Annotated in this window: 23 protein-coding genes and 1 other annotated feature; of the genes, 13 read left to right on the forward strand and 10 right to left on the reverse strand. The window is 51.5% G+C overall.

The window, feature by feature from the left end:
* The first annotated feature begins 18 nt into the window (after window positions 1-18).
* The 3 genes from ACFOLF_RS09965 (at window position 19) to ACFOLF_RS09975 (ending at window position 2,014) form a co-directional block, all read left to right on the forward strand.
* On the forward strand, window positions 19-1,197 hold the full coding sequence (locus ACFOLF_RS09965; RefSeq protein ID WP_210038381.1) for an MFS transporter: 1,179 nt from the start codon (window positions 19-21) through the stop codon (window positions 1,195-1,197).
* 119 nt (window positions 1,198-1,316) lie between these two features.
* Window positions 1,317-1,427, forward strand: coding sequence for a YjcZ family sporulation protein (locus ACFOLF_RS09970; protein ID WP_379113948.1), 111 nt, complete (start codon window positions 1,317-1,319; stop codon window positions 1,425-1,427).
* A 218-nt stretch (window positions 1,428-1,645) separates the two neighbouring features.
* Complete coding sequence (locus ACFOLF_RS09975) at window positions 1,646-2,014, forward strand: DNA primase (protein ID WP_210038380.1); 369 nt, start codon at window positions 1,646-1,648, stop codon at window positions 2,012-2,014.
* A 9-nt stretch (window positions 2,015-2,023) separates the two neighbouring features.
* On the opposite strand, the gene ACFOLF_RS09980 is transcribed toward ACFOLF_RS09975, so the two are convergent.
* The 3 genes from ACFOLF_RS09980 to cyoE are packed head-to-tail and all read right to left on the reverse strand — an operon-like array spanning window position 2,024 to window position 4,474.
* On the reverse strand, window positions 2,024-2,950 hold the full coding sequence (locus ACFOLF_RS09980; RefSeq protein WP_210038379.1) for an AEC family transporter: 927 nt from the start codon (window positions 2,948-2,950) through the stop codon (window positions 2,024-2,026).
* A 5-nt stretch (window positions 2,951-2,955) separates the two neighbouring features.
* Entirely contained in the window at window positions 2,956-3,570 is a 615-nt protein-coding gene (locus tag ACFOLF_RS09985) for an SCO family protein (RefSeq protein ID WP_210038378.1), read from the reverse strand.
* A gap of 40 nt (window positions 3,571-3,610) precedes the next feature.
* Window positions 3,611-4,474, reverse strand: a complete 864-nt coding sequence (cyoE, locus tag ACFOLF_RS09990) for a heme o synthase (protein ID WP_210038377.1) — start codon at window positions 4,472-4,474, stop codon at window positions 3,611-3,613.
* 271 nt (window positions 4,475-4,745) lie between these two features.
* On the opposite strand from cyoE, the gene ACFOLF_RS09995 reads away from it, so the two are divergent.
* Together ACFOLF_RS09995 and gerQ are read left to right on the forward strand one after the other, a co-directional pair.
* A complete protein-coding gene (locus ACFOLF_RS09995; protein ID WP_210038376.1) occupies window positions 4,746-5,168 on the forward strand; it encodes a cell wall hydrolase in 423 nt (140 codons plus the stop codon).
* Between the two features lie 70 nt (window positions 5,169-5,238).
* On the forward strand, window positions 5,239-6,024 hold the full coding sequence (gene gerQ, locus ACFOLF_RS10000) for a spore coat protein GerQ (protein WP_379113946.1): 786 nt from the start codon (window positions 5,239-5,241) through the stop codon (window positions 6,022-6,024).
* On the opposite strand, the gene ACFOLF_RS10005 is transcribed toward gerQ, so the two are convergent.
* Window positions 6,008-6,298, reverse strand: coding sequence for a hypothetical protein (locus ACFOLF_RS10005; RefSeq protein WP_210038375.1), 291 nt, complete (start codon window positions 6,296-6,298; stop codon window positions 6,008-6,010). The two genes, gerQ and ACFOLF_RS10005, sit on opposite strands and share 17 nt — an antisense overlap.
* A 432-nt stretch (window positions 6,299-6,730) precedes the next feature.
* On the opposite strand from ACFOLF_RS10005, the gene ACFOLF_RS10010 reads away from it, so the two are divergent.
* A complete protein-coding gene (locus ACFOLF_RS10010) occupies window positions 6,731-7,717 on the forward strand; it encodes a metal-dependent hydrolase (protein ID WP_210038374.1) in 987 nt (328 codons plus the stop codon).
* 147 nt (window positions 7,718-7,864) lie between these two features.
* On the opposite strand, the gene ACFOLF_RS10015 is transcribed toward ACFOLF_RS10010, so the two are convergent.
* Window positions 7,865-8,089: a small, acid-soluble spore protein, alpha/beta type gene (locus ACFOLF_RS10015; RefSeq protein WP_210038373.1), complete on the reverse strand. Its 225-nt coding sequence runs from the start codon at window positions 8,087-8,089 to the stop codon at window positions 7,865-7,867.
* Window positions 8,090-8,204: 115 nt separating this feature from the next.
* On the opposite strand from ACFOLF_RS10015, the gene ACFOLF_RS10020 reads away from it, so the two are divergent.
* Window positions 8,205-8,381, forward strand: coding sequence for a DUF5325 family protein (locus tag ACFOLF_RS10020; RefSeq protein ID WP_210038372.1), 177 nt, complete (start codon window positions 8,205-8,207; stop codon window positions 8,379-8,381).
* A gap of 57 nt (window positions 8,382-8,438) precedes the next feature.
* On the opposite strand, the gene trpS is transcribed toward ACFOLF_RS10020, so the two are convergent.
* The 3 genes from trpS to ACFOLF_RS10035 form a co-directional block, all read right to left on the reverse strand.
* A complete protein-coding gene (trpS, locus tag ACFOLF_RS10025) occupies window positions 8,439-9,425 on the reverse strand; it encodes a tryptophan--tRNA ligase (protein ID WP_210038371.1) in 987 nt (328 codons plus the stop codon).
* Window positions 9,426-9,536: 111 nt separating this feature from the next.
* Window positions 9,537-9,783 (reverse strand) — a binding site (T-box leader).
* 691 nt (window positions 9,784-10,474) lie between these two features.
* Entirely contained in the window at window positions 10,475-12,478 is a 2,004-nt protein-coding gene (locus ACFOLF_RS10030) for a beta-propeller fold lactonase family protein (protein WP_210038370.1), read from the reverse strand.
* Window positions 12,435-14,450 (reverse strand): hypothetical protein, encoded by a 2,016-nt coding sequence (locus tag ACFOLF_RS10035; RefSeq protein WP_210038554.1) that lies wholly within the window; start codon window positions 14,448-14,450, stop codon window positions 12,435-12,437. Before ACFOLF_RS10035 ends, ACFOLF_RS10030 begins: the two co-directional genes overlap by 44 nt.
* A gap of 282 nt (window positions 14,451-14,732) precedes the next feature.
* On the opposite strand from ACFOLF_RS10035, the gene ACFOLF_RS10040 reads away from it, so the two are divergent.
* The 5 genes from ACFOLF_RS10040 to ACFOLF_RS10060 all read left to right on the forward strand — a co-directional run bounded on the left by ACFOLF_RS10040 (window position 14,733) and on the right by ACFOLF_RS10060 (window position 18,538).
* The gene (locus ACFOLF_RS10040) at window positions 14,733-15,758 is read left to right on the forward strand and encodes a permease (RefSeq protein ID WP_210038369.1); all 1,026 of its coding nucleotides are present in this window, start codon (window positions 14,733-14,735) and stop codon (window positions 15,756-15,758) included.
* Between the two features lie 24 nt (window positions 15,759-15,782).
* Complete coding sequence (locus ACFOLF_RS10045) at window positions 15,783-16,673, forward strand: TIGR03943 family putative permease subunit (protein WP_210038368.1); 891 nt, start codon at window positions 15,783-15,785, stop codon at window positions 16,671-16,673.
* A 110-nt stretch (window positions 16,674-16,783) separates the two neighbouring features.
* Window positions 16,784-17,014 (forward strand): small, acid-soluble spore protein, alpha/beta type, encoded by a 231-nt coding sequence (locus ACFOLF_RS10050; protein ID WP_379114097.1) that lies wholly within the window; start codon window positions 16,784-16,786, stop codon window positions 17,012-17,014.
* A 168-nt stretch (window positions 17,015-17,182) separates the two neighbouring features.
* The gene (locus ACFOLF_RS10055) at window positions 17,183-17,959 is read left to right on the forward strand and encodes a polysaccharide deacetylase family protein (RefSeq protein WP_210038366.1); all 777 of its coding nucleotides are present in this window, start codon (window positions 17,183-17,185) and stop codon (window positions 17,957-17,959) included.
* Window positions 17,960-18,019: 60 nt separating this feature from the next.
* Window positions 18,020-18,538 (forward strand): YhcN/YlaJ family sporulation lipoprotein, encoded by a 519-nt coding sequence (locus ACFOLF_RS10060; protein WP_210038365.1) that lies wholly within the window; start codon window positions 18,020-18,022, stop codon window positions 18,536-18,538.
* A gap of 162 nt (window positions 18,539-18,700) precedes the next feature.
* On the opposite strand, the gene ACFOLF_RS10065 is transcribed toward ACFOLF_RS10060, so the two are convergent.
* Window positions 18,701-19,111, reverse strand: a complete 411-nt coding sequence (locus ACFOLF_RS10065; RefSeq protein WP_210038364.1) for an O-methyltransferase — start codon at window positions 19,109-19,111, stop codon at window positions 18,701-18,703.
* Between the two features lie 249 nt (window positions 19,112-19,360).
* Between ACFOLF_RS10065 and ACFOLF_RS10070 the strand changes: the two genes are divergently transcribed.
* Complete coding sequence (locus tag ACFOLF_RS10070) at window positions 19,361-20,620, forward strand: methyl-accepting chemotaxis protein (protein ID WP_210038363.1); 1,260 nt, start codon at window positions 19,361-19,363, stop codon at window positions 20,618-20,620.
* A gap of 77 nt (window positions 20,621-20,697) precedes the next feature.
* On the opposite strand, the gene ACFOLF_RS10075 is transcribed toward ACFOLF_RS10070, so the two are convergent.
* Window positions 20,698-24,138 carry a glycosyl hydrolase gene (locus ACFOLF_RS10075; RefSeq protein ID WP_210038362.1) on the reverse strand — a complete coding sequence of 1,147 codons (3,441 nt, stop codon included), beginning with the start codon at window positions 24,136-24,138 and terminating at the stop codon, window positions 20,698-20,700.
* Window positions 24,139-24,262 lie beyond the last annotated feature (124 nt).

A 24,262-nucleotide genomic window follows, 5' to 3' on the forward strand; every position in this document is an offset into this window, starting at 1 on the left:
TCGAAGGAGGGTAACAATTTGAAAACCGCAATATGGCTTTATCTGTTTTTGTTCGTCGCTTTTTTCGATCTGCATGCCCAATATCCAATCCTGACTCCATTTGCCGTATCCATTGGCGCAGCGCCTTCCTTTATCGGGCTGATGATGGGAATGTATTCGCTGACGCATCTTCCGGGCAATGTGATTGCAGGCTATGGCGTTGACCGGTACGGGAGCCGGCTGTTCATTGTATTCAGTCTTGCGGCGGCAGGAGGTATTCTGCTGCTACAATCGAAGGTCACCGATCCCTGGCAGCTGCTCGTCCTGCGGTCTATAAGCGGTTTTGTGCTGGCGTTTCTTTCACCTGCCTGCATGTCCCTGCTTGCGAGGATTGCAAGCGACCGGGTCAAGCAGGGCAAACTGATGGCCGGCAATGGGCTGGTCCATACGCTGGCTTCCGTCATCTCACCGGCAGTGGGGGCATATCTGGTCGCACAAATCGGCTTTACGACTGCCTTTTATGTACTCGGGTGGATCCTGATCGGAACTGCCGCCTGCGCTCTGATATTCATACGCGAGCTGCCTTCAAGCTGGAAAAAGGCTTCTTCGCCTCCGGATTCCTCTCCTTCTGCAGTAACGGCAGGAACAGATGAACCTCCCATGACGCCGGTCCCCTGGCTGATTTACACACTCCCGGTTGCCATGGCATGCGCTCAGGGGATTCTTTCATTCGAACTGCCGCTAATGGGGACGACGAAGGAAGCGATGATGACAACGGGCCTGCTGTTCTCTGTTGTGAGTCTGGGGGCGTTGATTACGCTCAGCATGCTTTTTCTGAACCGTTTATCACCGTTTATGCGCTCTTTATGGGGAGCATTTGCATTGGCCCTGGTTTATTTCGCCATAGCAGCCGGTGCGCCGTTGCCTTTCTACATGCTGCTTCTGCTGCTGGGAATGGCTAAAGGGGTTATATTTCCGGCCATTTCCTCTCTTCTCATCGAGCTAAGCGGCGGTGTGAGATACGGGCGCACCTTTTCCATTTTGTCGATTGCTTTCTCCGTCGGCGCATTTCTCGGTCCTATGCTTGCAGGTCAGCTTCGGAGCTATGTATCCCCGTATTACATCGCCTTCATTGCCTTGATGATCGCTGTGTCCGTACTGCCTTTCTATACATTGCGAATGGGGAAGAACCCCGCCCATTTTTCAAGAACTGGGTAAAGGCACAGGGCCGGTAATAACCATAGGCATAAGATACATCGTGGCAGATGGCTATAGTCTTTTCACCCAGGCGAAGCCAATCTCCTAAGGATACGAACTGAAAGAGGGGTGACTTCTCAATGTCTGAAAACTTGGAACGTGGATACGTCGGCGGCGCATTTACCTCAACCGGCATTATTCTTGTCCTTTTCATCCTGCTTGTCATTATCATCTGCGGTTCTTGGTACTAGAACTGCCATTTGCCCTTCAAATCACTTCTCATTAGAAGAAACGTAACTTCGCCGTCCTTTGGCCCAGCAAGTTTCTTCCATCGGAAGTTTAAGCTAAGTATGATAGAATTTTATGATTTCTTATATGTTAAAAAAGAAGGCATTGCCGGCTGGCAAAGCCTTCTTTTTATTTTCCATCAAGAATCGGTTACAATGTCGGAAGAGGTGATGTTCGCCACATGCATATCGCGATCATTGTAGAAGGAAAAAACGACCGCAGCCGGATCCGCCGGGTGCTCAACCCGGACGTCCCCATATACTGCACCTATGGCACCCCAGGAACCGGTCAATTAGAAAAGCTGCGCCGCCAGGTGGGGGACAAGCAGCCTTATATTTTCACCGATAACGACTCCTCCGGCAAACGTATACGGGGCATGCTGCGGGACGCATTTCCCGATGCCGAACATATTCACACCCGCAGAGGCTACCACGGTGTCGAGAAAACCCCAGAGGAATATTTGATCGAGCAATTCGAAAAAGCGGGATTGGAGGCGTACATTCTGTACCCTGCCCCAAACCCCGCTCCCTGGCGAAAAGAAGACCAATGATTGCATGTATCAAATATGCAGCATAAAGATAACAAATGTCACGGTGATGATGCTCAGGAAAGTGGAAACAAACACGACCTGCGAAGCGAACTCCGGCTCATTATCGAATTCGACGGCAAGCAGGACGCTTGAAAGCGAGGTCGGAACAGCCGAGGACACAATGAGCGCCTTTGCCATAATGCCATCTATTCCAATCATCCACACCACCAATAAAGCGAGCAAGGGCCCGATAATCAGCCTTACGCCGCAGGAAAGCAGAACATCCTTAAGCATCAGATCCTTGTAGGACCATCGCATGCTGCCAATCTGAACGCCAAGCGTAATAAGCGCCGTTCCAGTAAACGCGTTAGCCAAGTAATCAAGCGGCGTTTGCAGAAAGCCGGCCAATGGAATATCGAAGCCGCGCATAAGAAAGGCAAGCGGAATCGCATAAATAACCGGCTGCCTGATTATCGTTTTCACGATCTTGCGGCCGCTGCTCCTATGGGCATTAACGCTGTATATCCCCCATGTATTGGGCAGCAGGGACTGCATCATCATAATGAGCACCTGCACCGAGAGGGTAAACGGATTGGCGGCAAAAGCGAGCTGATTCAGCGGAATACCATAATTCGCGCTGTTATAGAACAGAACGCTGTTGCGCATCGCTCCCCGCATGCCGCCCTCAAGCCCCCGAAGACGCACTACGGCCTCCACGACAGCAAACATCAGCGCCATAAAAATGACAAAAAAAAGCAGGACCGTGCCGATAACCCCAAGCGAAATTTCCGTAGTATATAATAGTTTGAAGATAATGGCGGGCGAGAACAGATAGAAGTTAAGTCTGGAGAGCGTCTTGATGTCCAAAGAAAAAGCCCGCTGCAGCGTGACGCCAATGGCAATCATGACCGACAGCGGGAGCACATTGTTTCCTAATACGGACCAGAAAATTGTCATGGCGCCTAGCCTTTCACAAGCGCGTTGACAATTTTAACAACATCGTCTGCCTGCGTGTCCGTGATCGATCCCGTAATGGCTTTGCGCACGTTGCCAGTACGGTCCACGAAGGTAATGGCATCCGCATGCGTGAAATAACCGTTCTCATCTTTCACCAGACCAAGACCAAAATCCTTCATCAGCTGCTTGGTATCTTCCTCGCTGTCCTCGCGCAGGAATTTCCAGCCGGCTGCATCCACATCAAATTTACCCGCGAACTTCCTGATGGTCTCCGTCGTGTCCCGCACCGGGTCGAACGTAATCGACAGAAACTCGACATCGCTGCCGAATGTCCCTTTCTCCTTCAGCTCGTTCTGGGCCTCGCTCATGAGATAGGTCGTCGGCGGACAAACATCCGGACAATTGGAATAAAAGAAATAAATAACCCGCACCTTGCCGTTGGTGTTCTCAAGCGACACTTTATTGCCGTCCAGATCCGTGAGCTCAAAGCTCGGCGCTTTATAGTTCTGATCCAGATTAGGTCCGGCTTCTTTATTAGAAGAGACATATAAATAAATGCCCATCGCCGCGCAAAGCGCCAGCACCGCAATCTTGAAGGCATGTTTTCGTACAAAATCCATCCGCTTACGTTCCCCCTTGTTTACGCAATCCCCGGATGTGTTATCCGATGCCGTTGGTATCCAGGATCATCACAAAAAAGACAATCATTAAATAATTAATGGAAATAAAGAAATTCGTCTTGGCCCACTTCGTGTCATCCTTCGCCGAAAGTCCCATTGCCGTATGCACTGTCCAGAGGACACCACCGGCGATGGAAATAACAAGCAGAAAATATCCGGCGTAATCGTAGGTGTACATCAGAATGCCCGTTGGAATCAGCAGCAGCGTATAAGGAATCATCTGCAGCTTGGTGCGGCGGATTCCCTTCAGAACCGGCAGCAGCGGAAAACCAGCGGCCCGGTATTCGTCAACGCGCCTGATCGCAAGCGACCAGAAATGCGCAGGCTGCCACAGGAACAGCAGGGCAAACAGCAGCCAGGCTCCCGCATCGACCTGCTCCGTAACGGCACAATAGCCGATAACAGGAGGCATAGCCCCGGATATTCCCCCAATGGAGGTACTCCAGGTTGAGGTGCGTTTCAGCCACATAGTGTACACAATCACGTAAACAAAGAACCCAAGCAGCCCAAGCCAGCCGGTAAGCGGATTAACAAGCGTGAACAGCACCGCAATCCCGATAACCCCCAGCACGATCCCATAGATGAGCACCTTGGTCGGATTCATCCGCTGCATGGGAAGTGTCCGGTTCCGGGTACGTTCCATTTTCTTGTCCAGCTCGCGGTCCCAATAATTGTTAATGACACAAGCCGACGCCATCGTGAGCGCCGAGCCGATCAGCATATAAATCAGAAGCAACCAATCAATATGATCCCATTTGGAAGCGACCCAAAAGCCACCGAACGCCGCAAACGCATTAAGGCGAATGATGCCCGGCTTTGTTAAGGCCACATATTCTTTAAGCACAGCCTGCCTCCCCGTTCCGATCCCATTATGGGCGTATACTACCCATCATCTGTGTTTTAAAACCGTCCTAATCATACCGAAAAAACAAGCAGTTGACAATGTTCGCAGCCCTTGTTCATTATATTGACACCGCTTGACAAAACGCCTTATCAATTCTCTCACAGAGGCTTGCCCTTTTCGAAAAAAATGGAACCCTTTCGCCTATTGCTCAATACACTGTCATTGTGGTTAAACGCCCAGCTCTTGCGAAAGGAAGTGGGATGGTTCAGATATGGCAGTCATTAAAACGAATTCCTCAGATGCCAGGCTGCTGGCCCGGCTAATACGCGCAGAAGCGGAGGGTGAAGGCGACCTTGGCATGCTGATGGTCGGCAATGTCGGAGTCAATCGAATTTTAGGCAATTGCATCGATTTTCGAAATATTCGCACAATGTCCCAGATGGTGTACCAAAGTCCGGGGGGATTTGAAGCGACCCAAAAAGGATATTTCTACCAAAAGGCCCGCGACAGCGAAATCAGGCTTGCCCAGCGCGTGATCAACGGCGAACGCCGGTGGCCGGCGACAAATGCCCTCTGGTATTTTCGTCCTGCCGCAGACTGTCCAAACACCTGGTATGATCAGCAACACGTCGGCAGGTTCAAGGCACACTGTTTTTACGCCCCAACTCAGGAGAATTGTCCATCCGTTTATTGATGAAGATTTGATGGAGCGAATGATGCTCCTGAATGGTTTGAAGAAGTGATGAAAGCGAGGAAAATGAGACATGTCCTACGGTTACGACTATAATAATGCTGTAAGTCCCGCCAGCACAGGCGGCTACGGCAGCACGGCGGTTAGTCCCGCCAGCACAGGCGGCTACGGCGGCACGGCGGTTAGCCCCGCCAGCACAGGCGGCTACGGCAGCACGGCAGTTAGCCCCGCCAGCACAGGCGGTTACGGCAGCAACATGGTAAGCCCAGCCAGCACAGGCGGCTACCCCGGCTATAACTATAATTATCCTTACCAACCAAGTACACAAACCATGCCGGGTTCCGGCCAAATGCAAATGCCCATGACTGCAGGTCAGATGCAAATGCCGATGATGCCCATGACCGCCGGCCAAATGCAAATGCCGATGGCTCCCATGACCGCTCAGATGCAAATGGCATCTGCGCCGACGACTCCCAATGTCCCCAGCGGATCAATTGTGACACCGGCCGGAGGTAATATAATAACGGTTCCGATTAATGAGGAATCCTATGTAGAAAACATTATTAGGATGAACCGCGGCAAAATGGCGACCATCTACATGACCTATGAAAACAACTCGGAATGGAACGCTAAGATTTTCAAAGGCATTATCGAGGCGGCTGGCCGCGATCATATCATTATTAGCGATCCCGCAACGGGCATGCGCTACTTGCTGCTGACGCTCAATCTCGACTACGTCACCTTTGACGGTCCCATAAATTATGCCTATACCTTCCAGGGTCAGACCATTACGAACACCACTCCCGCAACGGCTACAAGAATCGAAACATCGTCTGGTACCCTTACAGGCGACCGTTAACAGGCCGAAACGTCCATGCGTGGATACGGGCAGCTCCGCCTTGTACCCATTGCGACATTGTAAACCATGAGGAACGCTCACTGCAGCGTTCTTTTTTTATGGCAAGCGCAGCCTCCTCGTTCGGAGCCTCCCACACTTCCACAAACAGCAGCGGCTGATCCGTACCCTCATACAGCTGAAAATCATTGAATTCCGCTTGTTGAATGGCTGCCCATGACCGGTAGTCCATAATAAATTCCTCAGAAATTTGATACTCCACGAAACAAATATGCATGAAATTTCGTCCCTTCGTTATAAGAACTACAGATTCAGAAAATACTAATACGTACAATATAGAAGTATACCACTTCTCAAAGAAGAAACAGCCGATTCCGGACTTTGGCGGCTAAACCAGGTTTCTTCATTCCATAAATATAAGCGCGTACAGACCCGATCTATACTTTCTTATATTTAAAACGCATCCGCCTTCCGCTGTCGCCCAATTTGCCAGGGGATAGATGCATTTGCTGGAAACTTAGTGTATGCTACAGGGGAGCAGACACCTAACCTTCTTGTCTGTGGAATTCACAATGACCAATCAATAATGATGAAATGAGTGACCTGGAAGTCACGCAGAAACCTTAGTTTATGCTTCCGATGTAGTTTTCTGCTCTTACAAAGTTTGCCACCCTGGAAGTCACGCAGAAACCTTTTAGGAGGAATGTTCATGGATAGTGGGACGCATTTGGTCATGGGACTCGGACTTGCCGGGCTCGCTTCCATCGACCCGGTCGTCGCCTCCGATCATACGATTTATGCCGCCGTTCTCATCGGTACGGTAGTCGGGTCGCAAGCACCGGATTTCGATGGATTTCTCAGACTCAAAAACAATGCCACTTATATTAAAAATCATCGCGGCATGTCCCATTCCCTGCCGGCGATCGCGATTTGGACGATTCTCATTACCCTGTTGATACAATCATTCTTCAGCTTCAACATCCCATGGCTTCATCTGGGAGGCTGGGTGCTGCTGGCTGTTGTAGTCCATGTTTTTGTAGATTTGTTTAATACGTACGGCACGCAGGCAATGCGTCCGTTTACGGAAAAATGGATATCATGGAACATCATCCATATATTCGATCCATTTATCTTCACAACGCATGTCATCGCTATTCTGATCTGGGCGCTGCAGTTGGCCGATCCCGCTTATATTTTCCCCTTTCTTTACGGGGTTCTGATTATTTACTACATTTGGCGTACCGTAGCCCATCGCCTTCTCACGAAACGAATGCGGCAAATCGATACCGATTGTCATGAAGGCGATCGTTTCACCCTGATTCCAACGGTTTCCATACATGAATGGAATGTGGTCAAGAAAAGGGCTGACGGCTGTTACATGATCGGCGACTTCCGCCGCGGCCAGCTCCGTTGGGTTGACCGGGCCAAGGGTACCGAGCATCCGGCGGTTGACGCTTCGCGGAACGATCCGTCCATTGATGCTTTCCTTTACTTCACCTCTTACGCATGTGCAGAGGTGAAGGAGCACTCCTGGGGGTATGAAGTACGCTGGTGCGATGTTCGTTACCGCCATCGCAAACAATATCCTTTTGTCGGCGTTTTGCTGATGGACAATGATTATCGCACATTGGGCTCCTATGTGGGCTGGCTTAGCGAAGAGCGCCTGCAAAAGCGGCTGCGAATGAACACGTATTGACGGGACGGACCCCTTCTTGCACAATAGGAGGGGTCCTTGTTTTGCGGGACGCTGATGTGCGGGGAAAGAAACACAAAAGAAAAAGCTCAAGGTTTCCCTTGAGCTTGATACTTTGTGGAGATCGAAATCAGCTAAGACCTTTCGGGCTTAGCGGCCTTGACCACCAGACAGTTGTTGTTCAGCGATTTGCACAAGCTTGCGGGTGATGTAACCACCCAGCGAACCAGCGTCACGAGTCGCCATGTTGCCATAGTAACCGTCTTGAGGGATTTGGATGCCAAGCTCTTGCGCTACCTCATATTTCATTTGATCCAAAGCTGCGCTTGCTTGAGGTACGACCAATGTATTGCTGCTGCGAGATTGTCCTGCCATGTGAATTTCTCCTTTCGTCCTCTAACAATGGTGTGTTGCAAACTTATTATGATACGATAGTGAGAAGAATATGCTTACTTTTAAGAATTTCTTTTTTTCCAAGGAGAATGACACAATGCCCAAATCGCTAGCCCTTTTTTTTGCCGTCTTTTCGGTGCTGCTTATGAGCGCTACCGCTATCGCCATCAGCTATAATGGATGGATAGCCGCTCTCTTGTTTGTTCTGATGATTGGCAGTATCGGCCTCGGATTCGTCGTCAGCGCCAAAATGAAACGCCGCAAGCAAGGGTGAGAACCCTGGCTAGCGGCGTTATCTGTCTTTATCTTCTTCCCTTATTGCCTGCTTCCATCAGCGGGGCAGAAGAAAACCCATCCGCTGCTTCACATCGCGCACTGTCTGGTTCGCGATCACCGATACCTGCTCTGCTCCCTGCTTCAGAATATCGTGAATCGCTCCCGAGCTGCGGATCTCCGCATACTTCTTCTGGAGCGGTTCAAGCTTCGCAACCACATGCTCGGCCAGATCCTTCTTGAAGGCTCCATACCCTTGTCCTTCGTATCGCACTTCGATATCATCCAGTGAAATGTCCGCACAATAAGAGTAAATCGTCATCAGATTGCTCACTTCCGGCTTCTCGGCCGGATTGAACTGCACCTCTCGGCCGGAATCGGTTGTAGCCCGGCTGAATTTTTTGCGGATTACATCCGGAGGATCCAGCAAAGCGATATAGCTGGCCGGATTCGGATTGCTTTTGCTCATTTTTTTCGAGACGTCGTCAAGCGACATAACGCGGGCGCCAAGTTTTGGAATATACGGCTCCGGAATCGTAAAATAATCCCCGAAACGCCCATTAAAGCGGTGGGCCAAGTCGCGTGTCAGCTCCAAATGCTGCTTCTGGTCATCGCCCACCGGTACAAGATCGGCATTATACACCAGAATATCGGCCGCCATCAGCGCCGGATAAACAAACAGCCCCGCTCCAACCGATTCCTTGCCTGCCGATTTGTCCTTGAACTGGGTCATCCGCTCCAGCTCGCCCATCGAGACCAGCGTTGTCATCAACCAGCCCAGCTCGGCATGGGCGGGCACTTGCGATTGCGCAAAAATGCTCGCTTTGGACGGATCAATCCCGGCCGCGACAAACAGCGATGCTACGGATTCAATATGCTCGCGAAGCGCAGCAGGCTCCTGCGGTACCGTAATGGCATGCAGATCGACGACCATAAAGAAACATTCATGGGTCTCCTGCAGCTTCACAAAATTTTGTATAGCGCCAATGTAATTTCCGAGCGTTAATTGGCCGCTCGGCTGAATACCTGATAGAACACGCGGCATCGTTATACCCTCCTGTTATTTCAAATCAGCGCTGCTATGCGCTCCTTCGTTGTTTTATCGACTTTTCATGGGATGGCAGCCTCAAAATGAACACAAAAAAGACCCTACGCCGAAAGGGACGAAGGACCGTGGTGCCACCCTAATTTGCTTGTAAGCGCCAGAAAATATCCACGCAGAACAAGCCTTCAAGTTCCCTAACGCGGAACGACACGGAGATGCATACGGACGATCGTACGCTCGCTTTCCTCATCTCGGCTCCAGGACCCATTCGGCAACAGACGCTTGCACCGGTTCGCACCACCCACCGGCTCTCTGAAGCGCTCATCTCATGCTTACTTGTTCCCTTCATTGCAGTTATGATGATTATACTCTTCCCTTGATGAATGTCAATCCCCCCTAAATCCCCCTGAGGGGGACCCCAGAGAGGGCCGCCCCTCTGGACTCCCGGAATGGAATAACGTGGGAGGAGCAGAGGAACGTTGTTTAGCCGCTTTTTGCGTAGGAGCGTTTTCGTCCCTAACGGGACACACTTCCTTGCCACGCTCGCATGGTACCTGGTGGACTTCGTCCCTGACTAACGTTGGCGGATCAGAGATCCGTCTTCAGTCACTGCCAGCAACAATATTTGGAAAAGGAAGATGCGTTTAAGACGCATTAAAGTTAAGTCTGTCCCGTTCGGGACGAAAACGAGCTTAGCACAAATGAGCTAACTCGCGTCTGTGTCCCTCCCACGTTATTCCGGCCCCGAAGGGGCATCTGGTGCCACGGGTGCGCCAGAATTAAAGTGTGTCCCGTAGGGACGAAAACGAGCTTAGCACGAATGAGCTAACGCGCGGCTGTGTCCCTCCCACGTTATTCCAGCCCCGAAGGGGCATCTGGTGCCACCGGTGCGCCAGAATTAAAGTGTGTCCCGTAGGGACGAAAACGAGCATAGCACGAATGAGCTAACACGCTGCTGTGTCCCTCCCACGTTACATATTTCCGGGAGTCCAGAGGGGCGGCCCCCTCTGGGGTCCCTCCTCAGGAGGGATTTAGGGAGGGAGCCGCCATTACTGCAGCTGCTGCAGATACGCAACCAAGGAGTTTATTTCCTTGTCGCTAAGCCCCGATGTCTTACCGTGCTTGTCTCCTGCGCGTTCAATCACGTCCTTGAGGGTGGCCGCGCTGCCGTCGTGCAGATAGGGGGCTGTCGCGTAAACACCGCGCAGCGTCGGCGTGTCATAGAAGCCCCGCTCACGTTTATTCGTAAAGGCTGCGCGGGCGTCGCCGGCATAATCGGTGTCCGTTGGACTGACAGTGCCGACATTATGGAGAAAATCCTTATTGTCCGTCGTTAACGCTCCATTGCCATTAACGGCTTTCACGCTGTCAGTCATCACATCTGCACCATGACAGGTGATGCACTGCGCCTTCCCTTCGAACAACTGCTTGCCTGCCTCGGCATCGGCCGTGAGCTGACCGTCCTCCGTCCGGTAAGGACTCAAAGGAACCGGGAAAGCATCCGGCATCCGCATATAAGCCTCGAGCGCGTCAAAGAGCTTTTGTATATCTGCCGGATATGGCTTGGCAGGGTCTACATCTGACATTCCGCCCATTTCTCCTTGAATGGTGTGAATGTAATCGCCGAAATCATCGCGGCTGCCGTCCCACATAAACACGCCGGTCTCGAACGCCAGGACATTGCTTGGCACGTTCCGCGGCCCCTTGGAAGTCGTCAGCGTCAATGAATCCACCTCGCCGTCCGAGTGGCAGGACACACAGCTCATCCAGTTGGAGCCGGTTAACGGAAAATCATCCGAATTGGCGCTGTAGAACAAGGTCTTGCCCAGACGCTGCTCGGCAGTCAGACGATCCTGGCGGATTAACTTCGAAGGCTCGCCATCGACGTGCGCTTGCCCGCCCTCTTCGGCTCCGGGAAGCGCAATGGTTGTCATATCATGCGAATTGGCATTATGAACGTATAGAATGCGGCCATCCGGTGACATGGTCATGCCGATCGGAAAGTCTCCAGGCAGATGGCGGATGATTTGGCTTGCCCGGCCACCCCGGGACAGATCAAAGACCAGAAGATCCTCGCTTCCTCCCATCAGCACATATGCCTTGTTCCCATCCGGCGAAAACAGGATATCTGTCGGATTGGCAACGATTGTCGACTTGCCGAATTTATCCTGGACGTCAATGGAGTCGAACAGTTCCTTGCGGTCCTTGCCGTTCTCCTTATTCGCGCTCAGATCCAGAACCGACAAGGAGGGGAAAATCACTTCTTCAAACTGTATCGGCGTATCTGTATTGGTTAGCAGATGGGCTTCCCAGGCACTCTTGCCATCCGGAGACAGACGAATCTGCTCGACAGTGTTCGGTGTTCCCTGGCTCTTCTTGCGGTCCTTCTTATCCGGAGAAGCGCCAAGCCTGATATCTGCTTGCTCAGCCATGGAGGACGTATCGAATACATGGGTTTTGGCGCTCAAATATTCAGCTACATGGAGCTTACTGCCATCCCCGCTCAAAGCCAGCGCTCTTGGATTATCGCCAGCGGGCAGCTGCTTGATGATGGTCCGCTTAGCCGCATCAACCACGCTAATCGTGCCCGAACGATAGTTGGTGACATATAGACGCGAACCATCCGGGCTGCTCACAATGCCATACGGCTCTATTCCAGTCTTCAGCGAACCAAGCACCTTGCCTTTATCCATATCGATCCATTCCACACTGTTTGCATAGCGGCAGGTGACATACAAGGTTTCTCCGTCTGGAGACAGTGCAAGCTCACGCGGCTCTTTGCCTACCGGAATTTCCTTCTCCAGCTTGCGGGTTCGCGCATCAACGATGGAGACGGTATTGGTATCGCCATTAGCTACATAGATGGTTCTGCCATCTTCGCTCATCACAATGCTGCTGCCTGACTGCGGGCCGGAAGGGACTTCCTTCTCTTCCCCGGAGCATGCAGATAAGAAGAGCAAAACGGCGAGTGCAGATGCACCCGCCGCCAGCCTCCAAGCAAGCGATGGTTTATTTCGAGATTTCAACCGGAAGAAGAACCGGGGAAATGCCATTGTCACCATGTCCCTTCTGAATCTGAGGCACTGTGTCCCCATCGGTATTGCCGGAGTCATCGCCTTCTTTATAGAAGTCGCCCGTATCCCAGAACTCGCTCGCCTGCATCCCTTCCTCAAGCGAAGGTCCATCGATCACCTGACGGTAGAAGTCGACATATCGCTGCTGGATCGCGCTTTGTTCAAGCGCTTTGGGCGCATCGCTTTCGCTGCCCGTGTTTTTCAAGTGCAAAAGTGCGAGACGCAGCATAGCGGATACGCCGCCTGCGGCAAAAGCATCATAAGATGCCTCGTCGCCATTGGTTTTATAAGCTTTGATGCCGTTATCCCACAGCTTGCTGTCCATCGCCGCATAAAGGTGGCGGGCAGCATCGCGGTATTTCTCGTCTTCTGTTGCCAGGAAGGCCGAGGTCAAACCGCGGATCGCGCCCTCTTGGGCAAGCAGCGTGGTGTCTTGTCCGGCTTCATCTTTGGCTGTGTCATAACCGCTCACGGCAAGGCCGTCCTTATTGATAAGCGCGGACAATATGAAATCTGCCTGCCTGATAATCATTTCTTTGGCTTCGGCCCCTGCCGCTGTTTTCAAGCCTTCAGCCGCATCGCCATTCGCGTAGCCTACAGGCAAGCCGTCGATCGCACGCTCGAACATGCGCAGCGCCTCTATCGTATAACCCGCCTGGAACGTATCCACAGCCGTTCCCTGCTTGCCGCCGTCGAAGGACGTGACGAGCGTGCCGGCATCATTATTCCAGTGACGCGTCTTGATATTATCGAATACGGCAAGCAGAACATCGCTGGCAATGGTAAAAGGATCATTGGAGACGACATCGTTGCTTGGATCGCTATCCGTATTGGCTGCAGGCGCCGCAGGGAACGGATCCCCATCAAACACGCGGGCAAATGCCGGATTGCGGTTGGGGTTATCCTTACGCTGATCGGTCATTCCGTAAAATTCCGAGGTCGGCCACAGCATCAGCCATTGATCCTGCAATGAACTGCTTCCATCGTTTACCTTCAAGCCTTTTACATTCGGATAATCCTTATCCCCATTCTCCTCAACGTCAATGGCATGCGGCAGATAGACATTGGTCGCATTCTTGCCTAAAGCGCCCAGTCCTTGCAAAGAAGAGTCATAGAACAGATTATCGCGCACATACTGGAGCTTATTCCAGACTTCCTCGGTCAGGATCATCCCCTGCATGCCGTCAACCGAGCTGACGCCCAGCTTCAGCCCCTGATCGGCTTCCTGTCCTTCTGCAGCAGTGGATGCATCCACTTCCTCATCCGACTCCGCATTGTGCAGATTGCCAAGAAAATCGCCGGCCCATAGAGACTGCTTGAGCATCGTTGCGCCATACGCGGCTGGAACAAACTGCTTCTTCATTTTGTCGCGGTCCCAGCGCAGCGAGCTGAAATCCACTTGGTAATTAGGAATATACGTGCCATTCTCGCCGTCGGCGTATTTGCCGGTATCGACCTTCTGCGCGTAATGGGGATCGCCTGCAGCATATTCAATGAAGGTCGGAAACATATTTTGCTGAATCTGATCCGCCGGCTGTCCTACACTGTCTGCCATCTTCAGGAAGCGCGAAGCAAGCAGTTCATTAGGCGATTGGCCGGCTTTCTTGGCCTCGTCCGCTACAGCAGGGCCATTTGCCAGATGCAGCCCCATGCCGGATTTCTCCACCACCTCGTACATCGCTTCCTCCGAGTACTCGTAGGATTCGATCCCTGCTATATAATCGAATGCCGTTGGCGAATCCGGCTTCCCGGCATCCAGCACATCCAGATCCAGTCCAAGCGATTCGGCCAGAGGCTCGCCGGATAACTCAAATTCCGCATAGGCGAACATGTTCCCTGCCGTGTCGAATGAATAATCCTTTACATTAACCTTCACGCCATCGCTGCAGCCGGTAATTGCTAACGCACAGGCAAGCATCGCTGCCGTAATGCTGTATCCTGTTTTTTTCATTTTCTTTTTACTTATCATGACCGCTGTTCTCCCCAATCCGATACACTCATTATCATCTACAGAGCAATAATGAGAATCATTATCAACGTTAGTGATTGTACCTCTTTGCTCCTCATTTGGCAATGACTATTTTTGATATAACTATCAAATCAACTGGGCAGATTTAAATCCGGCGCAGCCATTTTTGCAGGCGCGGTGAAATAACTTTATGAAAGGCTGTCCTTCATAAGGCCAAGCCTGCATATTGTATAAGAACGGAAGTTTAAGGGGGGAGTTTGTCCTTTGAGAATCATCTATAAATGGGGTACGCCGCTGCTCGCTGCAGGCTGCCTGGTGATACTTGCCCGCATATGGACCAGAGACGGCCTTACGGATCTGATCCTGACCAATCCATCGATACAATCCTTTAAAATATTGTTCATCAGCATCATCCTCGAAGCCTTTCCTTTCATCCTGCTTGGAGTGCTGTTCTCGGCCCTTCTGCAGGTGTTTGTCTCTGACAAAATGATTGCCAGGCTGACGCCTAAAAACCCCGTCGTCGGGGTCTTGTTCGGAAGCCTGCTGGGACTCTTGCTGCCTTTATGCGAATGCGGCATGATTCCGGTAGTTCGCCGTCTCATACGCAAAGGCATGCCTGCCTACATAGGACTTGTATTTATTTTCGCAGGACCGATTATTAATCCGGTCGTATTTACTTCGACCTTCACCGCCTTTCGCTCTGAGCCTCTTATGGCCTACTCCCGAATGGGGCTGACCTTTGTTGTCTGTGTGCTGCTGGGGCTGCTGCTGTACCGTTTTCTCCGTAAAAACCCGCTTAGGAGCGCTCACCCTTATTCTATTCACCATCATCATGAACACAGCCATAATCACAGCGAAGGACGAAATGGGCTGCGCGGACGGATCAGCGCTACATTCGCACACGCATCAGATGAATTTTTTGATATCGGCAAATATTTGATTATGGGCGCATTTATTACCGCTGCCTTGCAGACCGCGCTCGACCGTCAATTATTGGACTCGATCACCGATCAACCCTTCGTTTCCCATATCTTTATGATGGTTCTTGCTTTCGCCCTGTCCCTCTGCTCCACTTCGGATGCGTTCGTTGCTTCAAGCTTCAGCGGCCTGTTCTCGCCCGGCGCACTGCTGGCCTTCCTTGTATTCGGACCCATGGTCGATCTCAAAAGCACCCTTATGCTCTTCTCCGCCTTCCGCACCAAGGTTGTTCTGACGATTATCGCGTTCTTGTTCGTCGCTGTGCTGATGGGTTCCATGGTTATGGAGAAGCTGGTTTTTTATCCATCCTGATAGTGAAGCAAAGGAGCGTCCCCCATGACAAAGGAAGATAAGATCACGATTATTCACCATCTGCTGCGCGCCATGATCATGACCGGCTTCGCCCTGTATATAATCGATCTTGTACGCAGCGGCAGTATGACGCTGTATATCGCGCCGCGCATGGTTCTCTATGTCAAGCTTTCGGCAATCGGCTTGTATGCAACAGCCATCTATTTGCTCTATTCCGCCGTTCAGGTATGGGTCGGCAATCGGACGGCTGCCCATGACTGCGATCACGAGCCATCTCCTTCGGTTATCAAAAATACGCTCATCTACGGCTTGTTTATACTCCCGCTGATTATGGGATTCCTTCTGCCGGACACGATGCTTGGAAGCACTGCAGCATCCAAAAAAGGGATCAGCCTGAACGGCACAGGAAGTTTTGTGATACCGGAGAATGCGGAGGCGCAGCCGTTCCCTGATGCGGACAACACAGATCTGGATGCGCTGTTTCCCGCGGATGAATATACGGCTTCCTATGCCCGGCTCGGCAAAAGACTGTATGGGCTGAACGAAATTGTAATCCCCGAGAAGCAGTATATGGAGACGCTGACTGCGCTTGACTTGTATCGGGACAATTTTATCGGCAAAACGGTTGAAATCAGCGGGTTTGTCTACAGGCAGGAAGGGATGGGAACGTCGCAGCTGGCCGTCAGCCGGTTTGCGATGAACTGCTGCTCCGCGGACTCCTTGCCGTACGGTCTGATGATCGAAAATCCGCAAGCTGCAGATTACGATGACGATGTCTGGCTGAATGTGCGCGGCACCGTGACCGTGGGCATTTTTGAAGGAAACCCGATCGTTATACTTAAAGCGGCGCAAATCAAAACGATCACTCCTCCTTCCACGCCGTATGTCTACCCGGATTATGAATTTGACCTCTGAGCGCCAGCTGGTTGGCTTGAATTTTAGAGGATTGAAAAAAATCATTTTTATTCTGCATAAAAGATTCCAACAGGAACATAATAAGGCTCAAGAAAGCTTAGGAGGTGAATATAATGGCAGGACAATCCCGCAGCAGCAACCAATTAGTCGTACCTCAATGCAGCGCAGCTTTGGACCAAATGAAATACGAAGTGGCGCAGGAGCTTGGAATCCAAATTCCGCAAGACGGCTATTACGGTTATATGGCTACCCGCGATACAGGAGCATTGGGTGGATACATCACCCGCAAACTTGTTCAAATCGCGGAACAACAATTGGCAGGAAGCAACATTCGCCATTAGGATTCGCCAATACCGAAAAATGCTGCCCGGCTCAGCGAGGCAGCATTTTTTTTGTGTTTCCGGATTTACTTGCTTAACTTAGATGTATGCGAAACCGGTATTTTTGAAACATTAAAGCTTATCGTCAACAAATGTGTGAATGATGCACCTTGCAAAGGATGGAGATTCATGCTCGTACACAAATATCTGCTGGGGATCGTTAGCCTTTCGATGATGCTGTTCGCAAATGAAGCTGATGGCGCAGGCGCACCATTCAAGAAGGACCGTTTTTATTATGAGAAAAAAGGAGAAATGATCTGGGAGGTACAGACGAAGCAGAGAGTGATGGCGCTCACCTTCGATGACGGGCCGGATCCCGTTCAGACGCTGGAAATTCTCGATCTGCTCAGGCAGTACGATGCCAAATGCACCTTTTTTGTTGTAGGCAAAAGAGTGAAGCTGTATCCGGATATTCTGAATCAGATTTCCGCTGAAGGGCATGAGATTGCAAACCATACCTATAACCATATTTACTTCAGAATCCCGTCATCGGAAAGAATAGTCCGCCAGGAAATCGAGAGCACGGAAAATGAAATATTCCAGGTAATCGGCCGCAAGTCGTCGTTATTTCGTCCTCCGGGCGGCATGTATGACGATACGATCGTCAAGGTTTCCAATAAAATGGGCCTTTTTCCTGTCATGTGGTCCTGGCATCAGGATACACGGGATTGGAGCCGGCCAGGCGTTCAACGGATTTTGGACAAGGTGCTGGGAAATGCCAGAAACGGGGATATTGTGCTTTTCCATGATCATGTCCAGGGGAAATCGCAAACTGCTGCCGCATTGAGAGTCATTCTTCCGGAGCTCAGAGCCAGAGGCTACCGCCTGATTACCGTTTCCGAATTAATGAAATATTCCGTGGCGGAATCAGACCGCAAACAGGCTGCCATCAAAAATTCCAATTGAAATATTACCAGCATGGTTTTGATGTTCATCGCGAATCCTATCTTCAGGAGGTGAAAACCAATGTATAAGATATCCGCAATGCTGGTTCTTTCCTTGTTTCTCGTTATGGCCTCGACCGGATGTACCGCGAAGCATGACAAAGTAAAAACAAATAATTACAAAACGCAGTCCACCACGGATAAACGTATGCTGATGAAAGAAACGCATCCGCAGCAAAAGCAGCATCCGCGTGCTTCTGCAAACATGACCACTGCCGAGAAAATCGCCAAGCATGTTTCCAAAGTTCATGGCGTGGACAGAGCAACTGTCATTCTTAACAACCGCGACGCCGTTGTCGGTGTCGCTGTCAAGAAGGGTGTCCACACCGAAATGGTGAAGCGGCAAGTGAAGCAAACCGTTGAACGGGCGGAGCCGGGTTATGCCGTTCACGTAACGACGGATGGACAGTTATTTTCCCGCATCAAGAGCCTTCAGAATCAAATGCTGCCTATGGATGGCCATCCTGTCCGTAATTTCTCGGAAGATGTAGGAACCCTTATCCGGGACATGGGACGCACAATAACAGCGCCGCTTCGTTAATGGTTGATGGAGCATCAAATCCCGCATAATTGAAAAAATGCTGCCCGCTTATATGCGGAGCAGCATTTTCTTAAATGATAAGAAGTCTACAATCGAAGAAGAAACGCCGCCGAAGGTCGACGATAGCCCTTTGTTTGCTGGGGGGCGTCCCCTGAATATATGCTAAGGAGCATCACGAAGCGCCTGCTGTGAATATTTCGGCTGGTAGCGAAACATGCCATTGGCCAAATTGTAATTCGATTCAAAAAGAATACTTGCCGACCAAGCGCCCGTGCTCGACCGTACTGAAAAATCATACAAAATTTCACCGTGAGTCCAATTCCGTTTAAGCTTCAGCGAGTCTATTGCCATCTGGCGAAAGGACTGCACCTGGGAAGCGGTCATACCCTGCTCTGTTTGGCCGATTTCACCATTCTTGCTCTCAATGGGATTGTGCCTGACTCCGTATTTGCCGACTGCATTATTCCGAATATGTATAAAAACAGTCCCTGCAACAGCCGAAATCAGCTCTTCTTCCAGCTGTCTGAATACATAATCCACTTGCCGCGCCAATGACATCGTTTCCAAACTCATAGTAAACCCCCTCCTGAATCCTTATTTTCTTGAAGCTTACAAATAATACATTAGGCCTATTATAAGACAGCTTTATGGTTCCTTCAACATATTTTTACAAAATCATTACAGCGAAAAGGCTCGATACTGGATTATTACATAATCCTTACTTAATTCTTTCGACTTAGTACGATTGCATTAGACGAATATAGACAAAATTCTCCATTGTGAATATAATGAGATTATTCTAATAAAGAGGAGCCCTGCCTCATGCAATGGTTTTATTCATTGTCCATCCGCAACAAACTTCTGATCGGGTGCTATTCAATCGTCGGCATTTTCTCGATCGCCTTGCTTTTGGGATTGATCATTACAGGCAGCAGCTTACTCCTTGGGCTCATCATCATTTTAGTCGCGGCAGCGATTACGTATCCCCTTGTGAGTGTGATCGAGAGAGCGCTTACTTCATCTATTGACGAAATCTCTTCCATTGCCTTTGGCATCGCCAAGGGAGATTTTACCCAGAAGGTTGACGTATCCTCATCCTCCTCTCTGGGACAGCTGGGCCATTCCTTTAACAGCATGATTGACAAGCTGCGTGAAATTTTGAAGGACACGTCCAATATATCCCGCATCGTGAACGACACCAGCCGGAATATTTTTGACAAGAACAAGGATCTGAAGCTGATCATGGAGCAGGTCGCCTTATCAGCCGGAGAGCTGGCAACCGGAGCTAACGAAATTTCCGGGGATGTGGCGGATATGGCTGAGTCAATCCGGGAAATCGAGGACAAAGTAGCCTCATACGCCCATTCCACCAAGGAAATGAACGAGAAATCCGAACAAACGCTGATCCTGGTCGAGAAAGGCCGCAAAGCTGTAGACAGCCAGACGGTCGGCATGCAGCGCAATGTGGAAGCAACCTCTACAGTTGCGGCTACAATTGAGGAGCTGGCCCGCAATGCGGAGGGCATCTCGTCGATAACGCGCACAATCTCCGATCTGGCCGAGCAGACGAACCTTCTTTCTCTTAATGCTTCAATCGAGGCGGCGCGCGCCGGTGAGCATGGCAGAGGATTCGCAGTTGTCGCACAGGAAGTGCGCAAGCTGGCGGAGGAATCGACCGCCTCGACCAAAGAAGTGTTCAATCTTGTCCGCAGCATCGATTCCGGAGTCAAGCAGGCCATCGAAAATATTAAAATCAACGAAGAAGTCGTTAAGCTGCAGACTCATATGCTTCAGGAATCGGAGCATATCTTCTCCGAGATTGTCGCCAGCGTTGATTTTATAACCAAGCAGATCTACCAATTCTCCAGCGAAAGCGATCAAATGCTGGAAGGCTCCCGTAAGATTTCAGGAGCGATCCAGAATATATCCGCAATCACCGAGCAGTCCGCTGCCGGCACCGAGCAGGTATCCGCCTCCATGAATGAACAGATTGGCTCCGTGCAGGCGGTTGTCGACGAGACCGAAAAAATGCAGCAGATGGTCGTTCAGCTTCAACGTACCGTATCGATTTTCAAAATATAGTCAAAAGCTGAAGTCAAAGCCCCTTCTCTCCGCGAGAAGGGGCTTTTTCGTACTCAGCCGCCGGCTGCTTGAGAGGTTCAGGGCACTAAAGGCTGCAGCTTGTGCTCCCTGTAATCAAAATACGCTCCTTCGAGCAGCCCCACCAGCGTATTCGTTATGTCCACCTCTATTGTATTGCCTTCGGATCGAAGCTGAGCGGAGCTCGCTCTCCAGCGGTAGGGCGACCAGGATTGTACGCCCAGATCATGACCATTCAGTCTTATCTGAACCGAAAGTGTCGTTTCCCAGTCGGCAAACTGTATATCTATCTCATCCGTCCGGGCAGGCAGGCTCATATCCAGCTGTCGGGTGAACCGCAAGGCGCCTGCATAGTACGGAAAGCCCTCCGTGTAGTGATGAGGAAGCGAAGCCGCTGTCCGCGGTACAGCCGATATCACCGGAAGCGCGGAACCAAGGGTTGGCTGGAGTTCGACCCCGAATGACCCTGCCAGATAAATCGCGTCGAGCAGCCCGTCTTCATCGCTCGATATTCGAACGCTGACTGAAATTTCATTGTCGCCAACGCGCAGCATCGAAGCAATATCGCTGCTGATGTTCCGGTAATCATACAACTCGGTAGCTCGAAACTGATCACGGCGAAATGACGTTCCATTAACCATCAGCACCCACTCGCCTGAGATTGCCAGCTCATCCATGACAAGCGAGCATTCGGCAGGAAGATCTGTCACAAGCAATCTTGTACGATAGGTTACCTCAAGTGGATAGTCCATTCCTACTTTCATCGGAGTGCCGAAGGATTGCCGGAATGCTACAGGAAGAGCCTGAACGGCGGCCAGATCCTCGCATTGATCGATGAATGTCTTGACCCCGACAAGAATTCCCTCTTCCTCACCAGGCAGATGCAGGGAAAACCGGTCCAGCCTAATCATGTTCGGACCAAGCGGTTCCACAATCCACTGCGCTTCCGAAGTGATGCTGATGCACTCCTGTTCAGGATTGTGCAACTTTCCAGAATTGCATTCCGGGGCTTCCCGCTTCGCGCCAGTATGCTCCTGCGGCCGTTCGAATGAACCGCCTTCCGTTTCCCTCCCCGGACGGGGGTTTCGATTGCCGGCTATCCCGCTCACCCGTTCCTTCTGCACCGCCAGGATCAGCCGTGATTCATAAGGCGCAAGCGTAAGCCTGACTGCTGCAGCTCCGCCGCCAGTCTGGGATGATTCGTCCGGCCGCGCATTCCAATCATATTCCGGGTGCGAGAGATAAGGTTCATGGCCCACCTCGCCTGTGATCAAATCTGCCGGAAGCAGAACCATTGCTTCCCCATGGACATGTCCGCCCCGGTCCGGCAGAAGCTCCGCATCCACCCTTAATATAAACGAAAGCGGACGGCCTTCCTGATTTGTCAGGAAAATCATCCCCGTATCTTCTTCGAGCCAGCGCGTCTGCATGAGCAGCGGAAGATATTCGTCTGCCGAAGCCGCCTTGACCGTTACCGCTTGCGGGAGACAATCATCCAGCAGCCTGGTCACATGATCCAGCACCAGCTGAAAAGGCCCCGAAGTGCCGCACGGGATAAAATATACGGAACCGGCTGGTCCCTTCCGGTATCCAATCCGGCCGGAATCCTGACTCTCTGCCGATCCCGTTCTGTCCGATTCCCAGTAACCGGCGCGCGGGGACTGCTCTACCCCGAAGAAAGCCGCTGCCTCGTCTTCCGAGGGGCAATCCGCTGCGATAACCTCATACGGGAGCAGCCCCATCCCGATCACTATGCCTCCCTGTGCAGCGAAAGTCTTCAGGGCCTTCCATGCTCCCGCCTCCAGATTCGTTACCGGCGGCAGCAGAATCGCTTCATAACGGGCATGACCGATTGTGACGACGCCTTCGTTAATGTCGGCTTCCTGGAGCAGCTCGGGATCAAGATGGTCGAAATCCCGGCGTGTCTCCAGCAGATGCACCGACAATGCCTTCCAGTCCCCGTGAAGACGTTCCAGTCTCCGTTTTTGCTCCTCATCTTCACCCGCATATTTGAATCCATGCAGAGGATTGCCCATATGCGTCCAGAAGCTTGTTACAGGGTCCAGCACCGCGATCCGAATGTCTGCAGCCCCCTGGCTCATCATATAACTGAGTCGGCCTGTATAATCGGCAAGCTGCCGAAAATATGGCCAATAAGGATTTTGCAGAAATTGGGATGGAGGCGCGTCATGCTTGGAGAGGCCATCCAGCGTATAGAAGAACGCGTGAAAATTAAACAGATTTGTTCCCAGCGCGGCCAGCCGATCGATCATCCATTTGGCATCCTGCAGCGTCATGGACCAGCCTACGCTATGAAAGCATTCAATCAGATTCCGCTCCCTTCCCAGCTGACGGGCCAGCGAGCTGACCATCTTCGGGTTATAACGCATCTCCCCCGCATACCTCTCCAGCACCCAGTGCAGCGGCCGTCCCAGCTTTTCATGGGCCGAGTCGCCGCCTGTAATGTGGCTGTACCGCTGTGTCGTCATCCGTACCGATGGCGCCTCGGCCACATAAGCAAGCCCATGCTCCCCGCACCAATCATGAAGCTGCTGATGATAGTTGGAGCGCAGCAGCAGATGAACCGTCTGAAAATAATCGTAACGGATCCGTGCGCCATCCGGACAATCCGGATACAGAAGCGCATGCAAATGATCACGCAAATCATAGTTATGCAGCTCCCTGAAAGCTGCCGGCAGCTGCGGCGACCAAGGGATGCTGCCCAGAAACCCCGTCTCGTCCCCGAAGAACCCCTTAATGGGGTCACCGAACAAGTCGCCTACATGGTCGGCATATTTCTCATGGGTCAGCCGGATGAAGGATTCGACAGCCTGACGGTTGCCGGGATCAACAAATGTCCCGTAATATTTGAAATCCTCCAGTTCCTTCTCCAGAAACAAAATGAGCTCCCATTCTCCGTCCGGAGCGTCCCAGATCAGCTCGTAAGCGGTTCCATAACTAAAGAAGCGCTTGCGGTTATATGCCGTTAGCCCGGCTTTTTGGAAGATGCGTCGTGTCTGCCTGCTGCCTATTGATCCGCGGATATCGACGGCCTCATCCCAATTCAATTGGCCTCCTTCACCAACCGGTACCGCCTGAGCGGACAATATCCGCGCCCAGGGCAGTTCCTCCCGCACGCTGCGCCCGCCCTCTGCTCTGCGGGTAATGGTCTCCAGCGTATAATGCTTCGCTTCCGGATGCAGCAGGGTCACCTCGCCGCCCGCAATGCCGCTGGGGTAGGGATATTCATCGTACAGCCATGCCTGAAGCCCAAGGCTTGCGGCATACTCCACTGCCAGACGAACCTTCTGAAACCACTGTTCAGACAAATAAGGCACTTCAAGCCCCTGGCGCGGGCAAATAAAAAATCCCCCTACGCCTTTGTCCGCCATCTCCCCGATCTGCCTCTTGATCTGATCATCCGCCATTTCTCCATTCCAGAACCAGAACGGATGAATCCGGTCTTCCGCATGCGGATGTTTAAAACGGCTCCAATCCATAAATTCAAGCCTCCTTCGTATGAACAATCAGCTTCTTCTAAAGGATCGGTCAAACAACCGGGCTGCGCTTGCGGAAACGTCATCTGGTATTCGCGGGGGTATAAAGCTTATTATGCTTCTCCCG

This window comes from Paenibacillus sepulcri (assembly GCF_042647105.1).
In the GTDB taxonomy this organism is placed as follows: Bacteria; Bacillota; Bacilli; order Paenibacillales; family Paenibacillaceae; genus Paenibacillus_Z; species Paenibacillus_Z sepulcri.

Excerpts from the sequence above, each read along its gene's own strand:
- ACFOLF_RS09970 (WP_379113948.1), top strand. The coding sequence starts at position 1,317 with ATGTCTGAAAACTTGGAACGTGGATACGTCGGCGGCGCATTTACCTCA.
- ACFOLF_RS09975 (WP_210038380.1), top strand. The coding sequence starts at position 1,646 with ATGCATATCGCGATCATTGTAGAAGGAAAAAACGACCGCAGCCGGATC.
- ACFOLF_RS09980 (WP_210038379.1), bottom strand. The coding sequence starts at position 2,950 with ATGACAATTTTCTGGTCCGTATTAGGAAACAATGTGCTCCCGCTGTCG.
- ACFOLF_RS09985 (WP_210038378.1), bottom strand. The coding sequence starts at position 3,570 with ATGGATTTTGTACGAAAACATGCCTTCAAGATTGCGGTGCTGGCGCTT.
- ACFOLF_RS09995 (WP_210038376.1), top strand. The coding sequence starts at position 4,746 with ATGGCAGTCATTAAAACGAATTCCTCAGATGCCAGGCTGCTGGCCCGG.
- gerQ (WP_379113946.1), top strand. The coding sequence starts at position 5,239 with ATGTCCTACGGTTACGACTATAATAATGCTGTAAGTCCCGCCAGCACA.
- ACFOLF_RS10005 (WP_210038375.1), bottom strand. The coding sequence starts at position 6,298 with ATGCATATTTGTTTCGTGGAGTATCAAATTTCTGAGGAATTTATTATG.
- ACFOLF_RS10010 (WP_210038374.1), top strand. The coding sequence starts at position 6,731 with ATGGATAGTGGGACGCATTTGGTCATGGGACTCGGACTTGCCGGGCTC.
- ACFOLF_RS10015 (WP_210038373.1), bottom strand. The coding sequence starts at position 8,089 with ATGGCAGGACAATCTCGCAGCAGCAATACATTGGTCGTACCTCAAGCA.
- ACFOLF_RS10020 (WP_210038372.1), top strand. The coding sequence starts at position 8,205 with ATGCCCAAATCGCTAGCCCTTTTTTTTGCCGTCTTTTCGGTGCTGCTT.
- trpS (WP_210038371.1), bottom strand. The coding sequence starts at position 9,425 with ATGCCGCGTGTTCTATCAGGTATTCAGCCGAGCGGCCAATTAACGCTC.
- ACFOLF_RS10030 (WP_210038370.1), bottom strand. The coding sequence starts at position 12,478 with ATGGCATTTCCCCGGTTCTTCTTCCGGTTGAAATCTCGAAATAAACCA.
- ACFOLF_RS10035 (WP_210038554.1), bottom strand. The coding sequence starts at position 14,450 with ATGAAAAAAACAGGATACAGCATTACGGCAGCGATGCTTGCCTGTGCG.
- ACFOLF_RS10045 (WP_210038368.1), top strand. The coding sequence starts at position 15,783 with ATGACAAAGGAAGATAAGATCACGATTATTCACCATCTGCTGCGCGCC.
- ACFOLF_RS10055 (WP_210038366.1), top strand. The coding sequence starts at position 17,183 with ATGCTCGTACACAAATATCTGCTGGGGATCGTTAGCCTTTCGATGATG.
- ACFOLF_RS10060 (WP_210038365.1), top strand. The coding sequence starts at position 18,020 with ATGTATAAGATATCCGCAATGCTGGTTCTTTCCTTGTTTCTCGTTATG.
- ACFOLF_RS10065 (WP_210038364.1), bottom strand. The coding sequence starts at position 19,111 with ATGAGTTTGGAAACGATGTCATTGGCGCGGCAAGTGGATTATGTATTC.
- ACFOLF_RS10070 (WP_210038363.1), top strand. The coding sequence starts at position 19,361 with ATGCAATGGTTTTATTCATTGTCCATCCGCAACAAACTTCTGATCGGG.
- ACFOLF_RS10075 (WP_210038362.1), bottom strand. The coding sequence starts at position 24,138 with ATGGATTGGAGCCGTTTTAAACATCCGCATGCGGAAGACCGGATTCAT.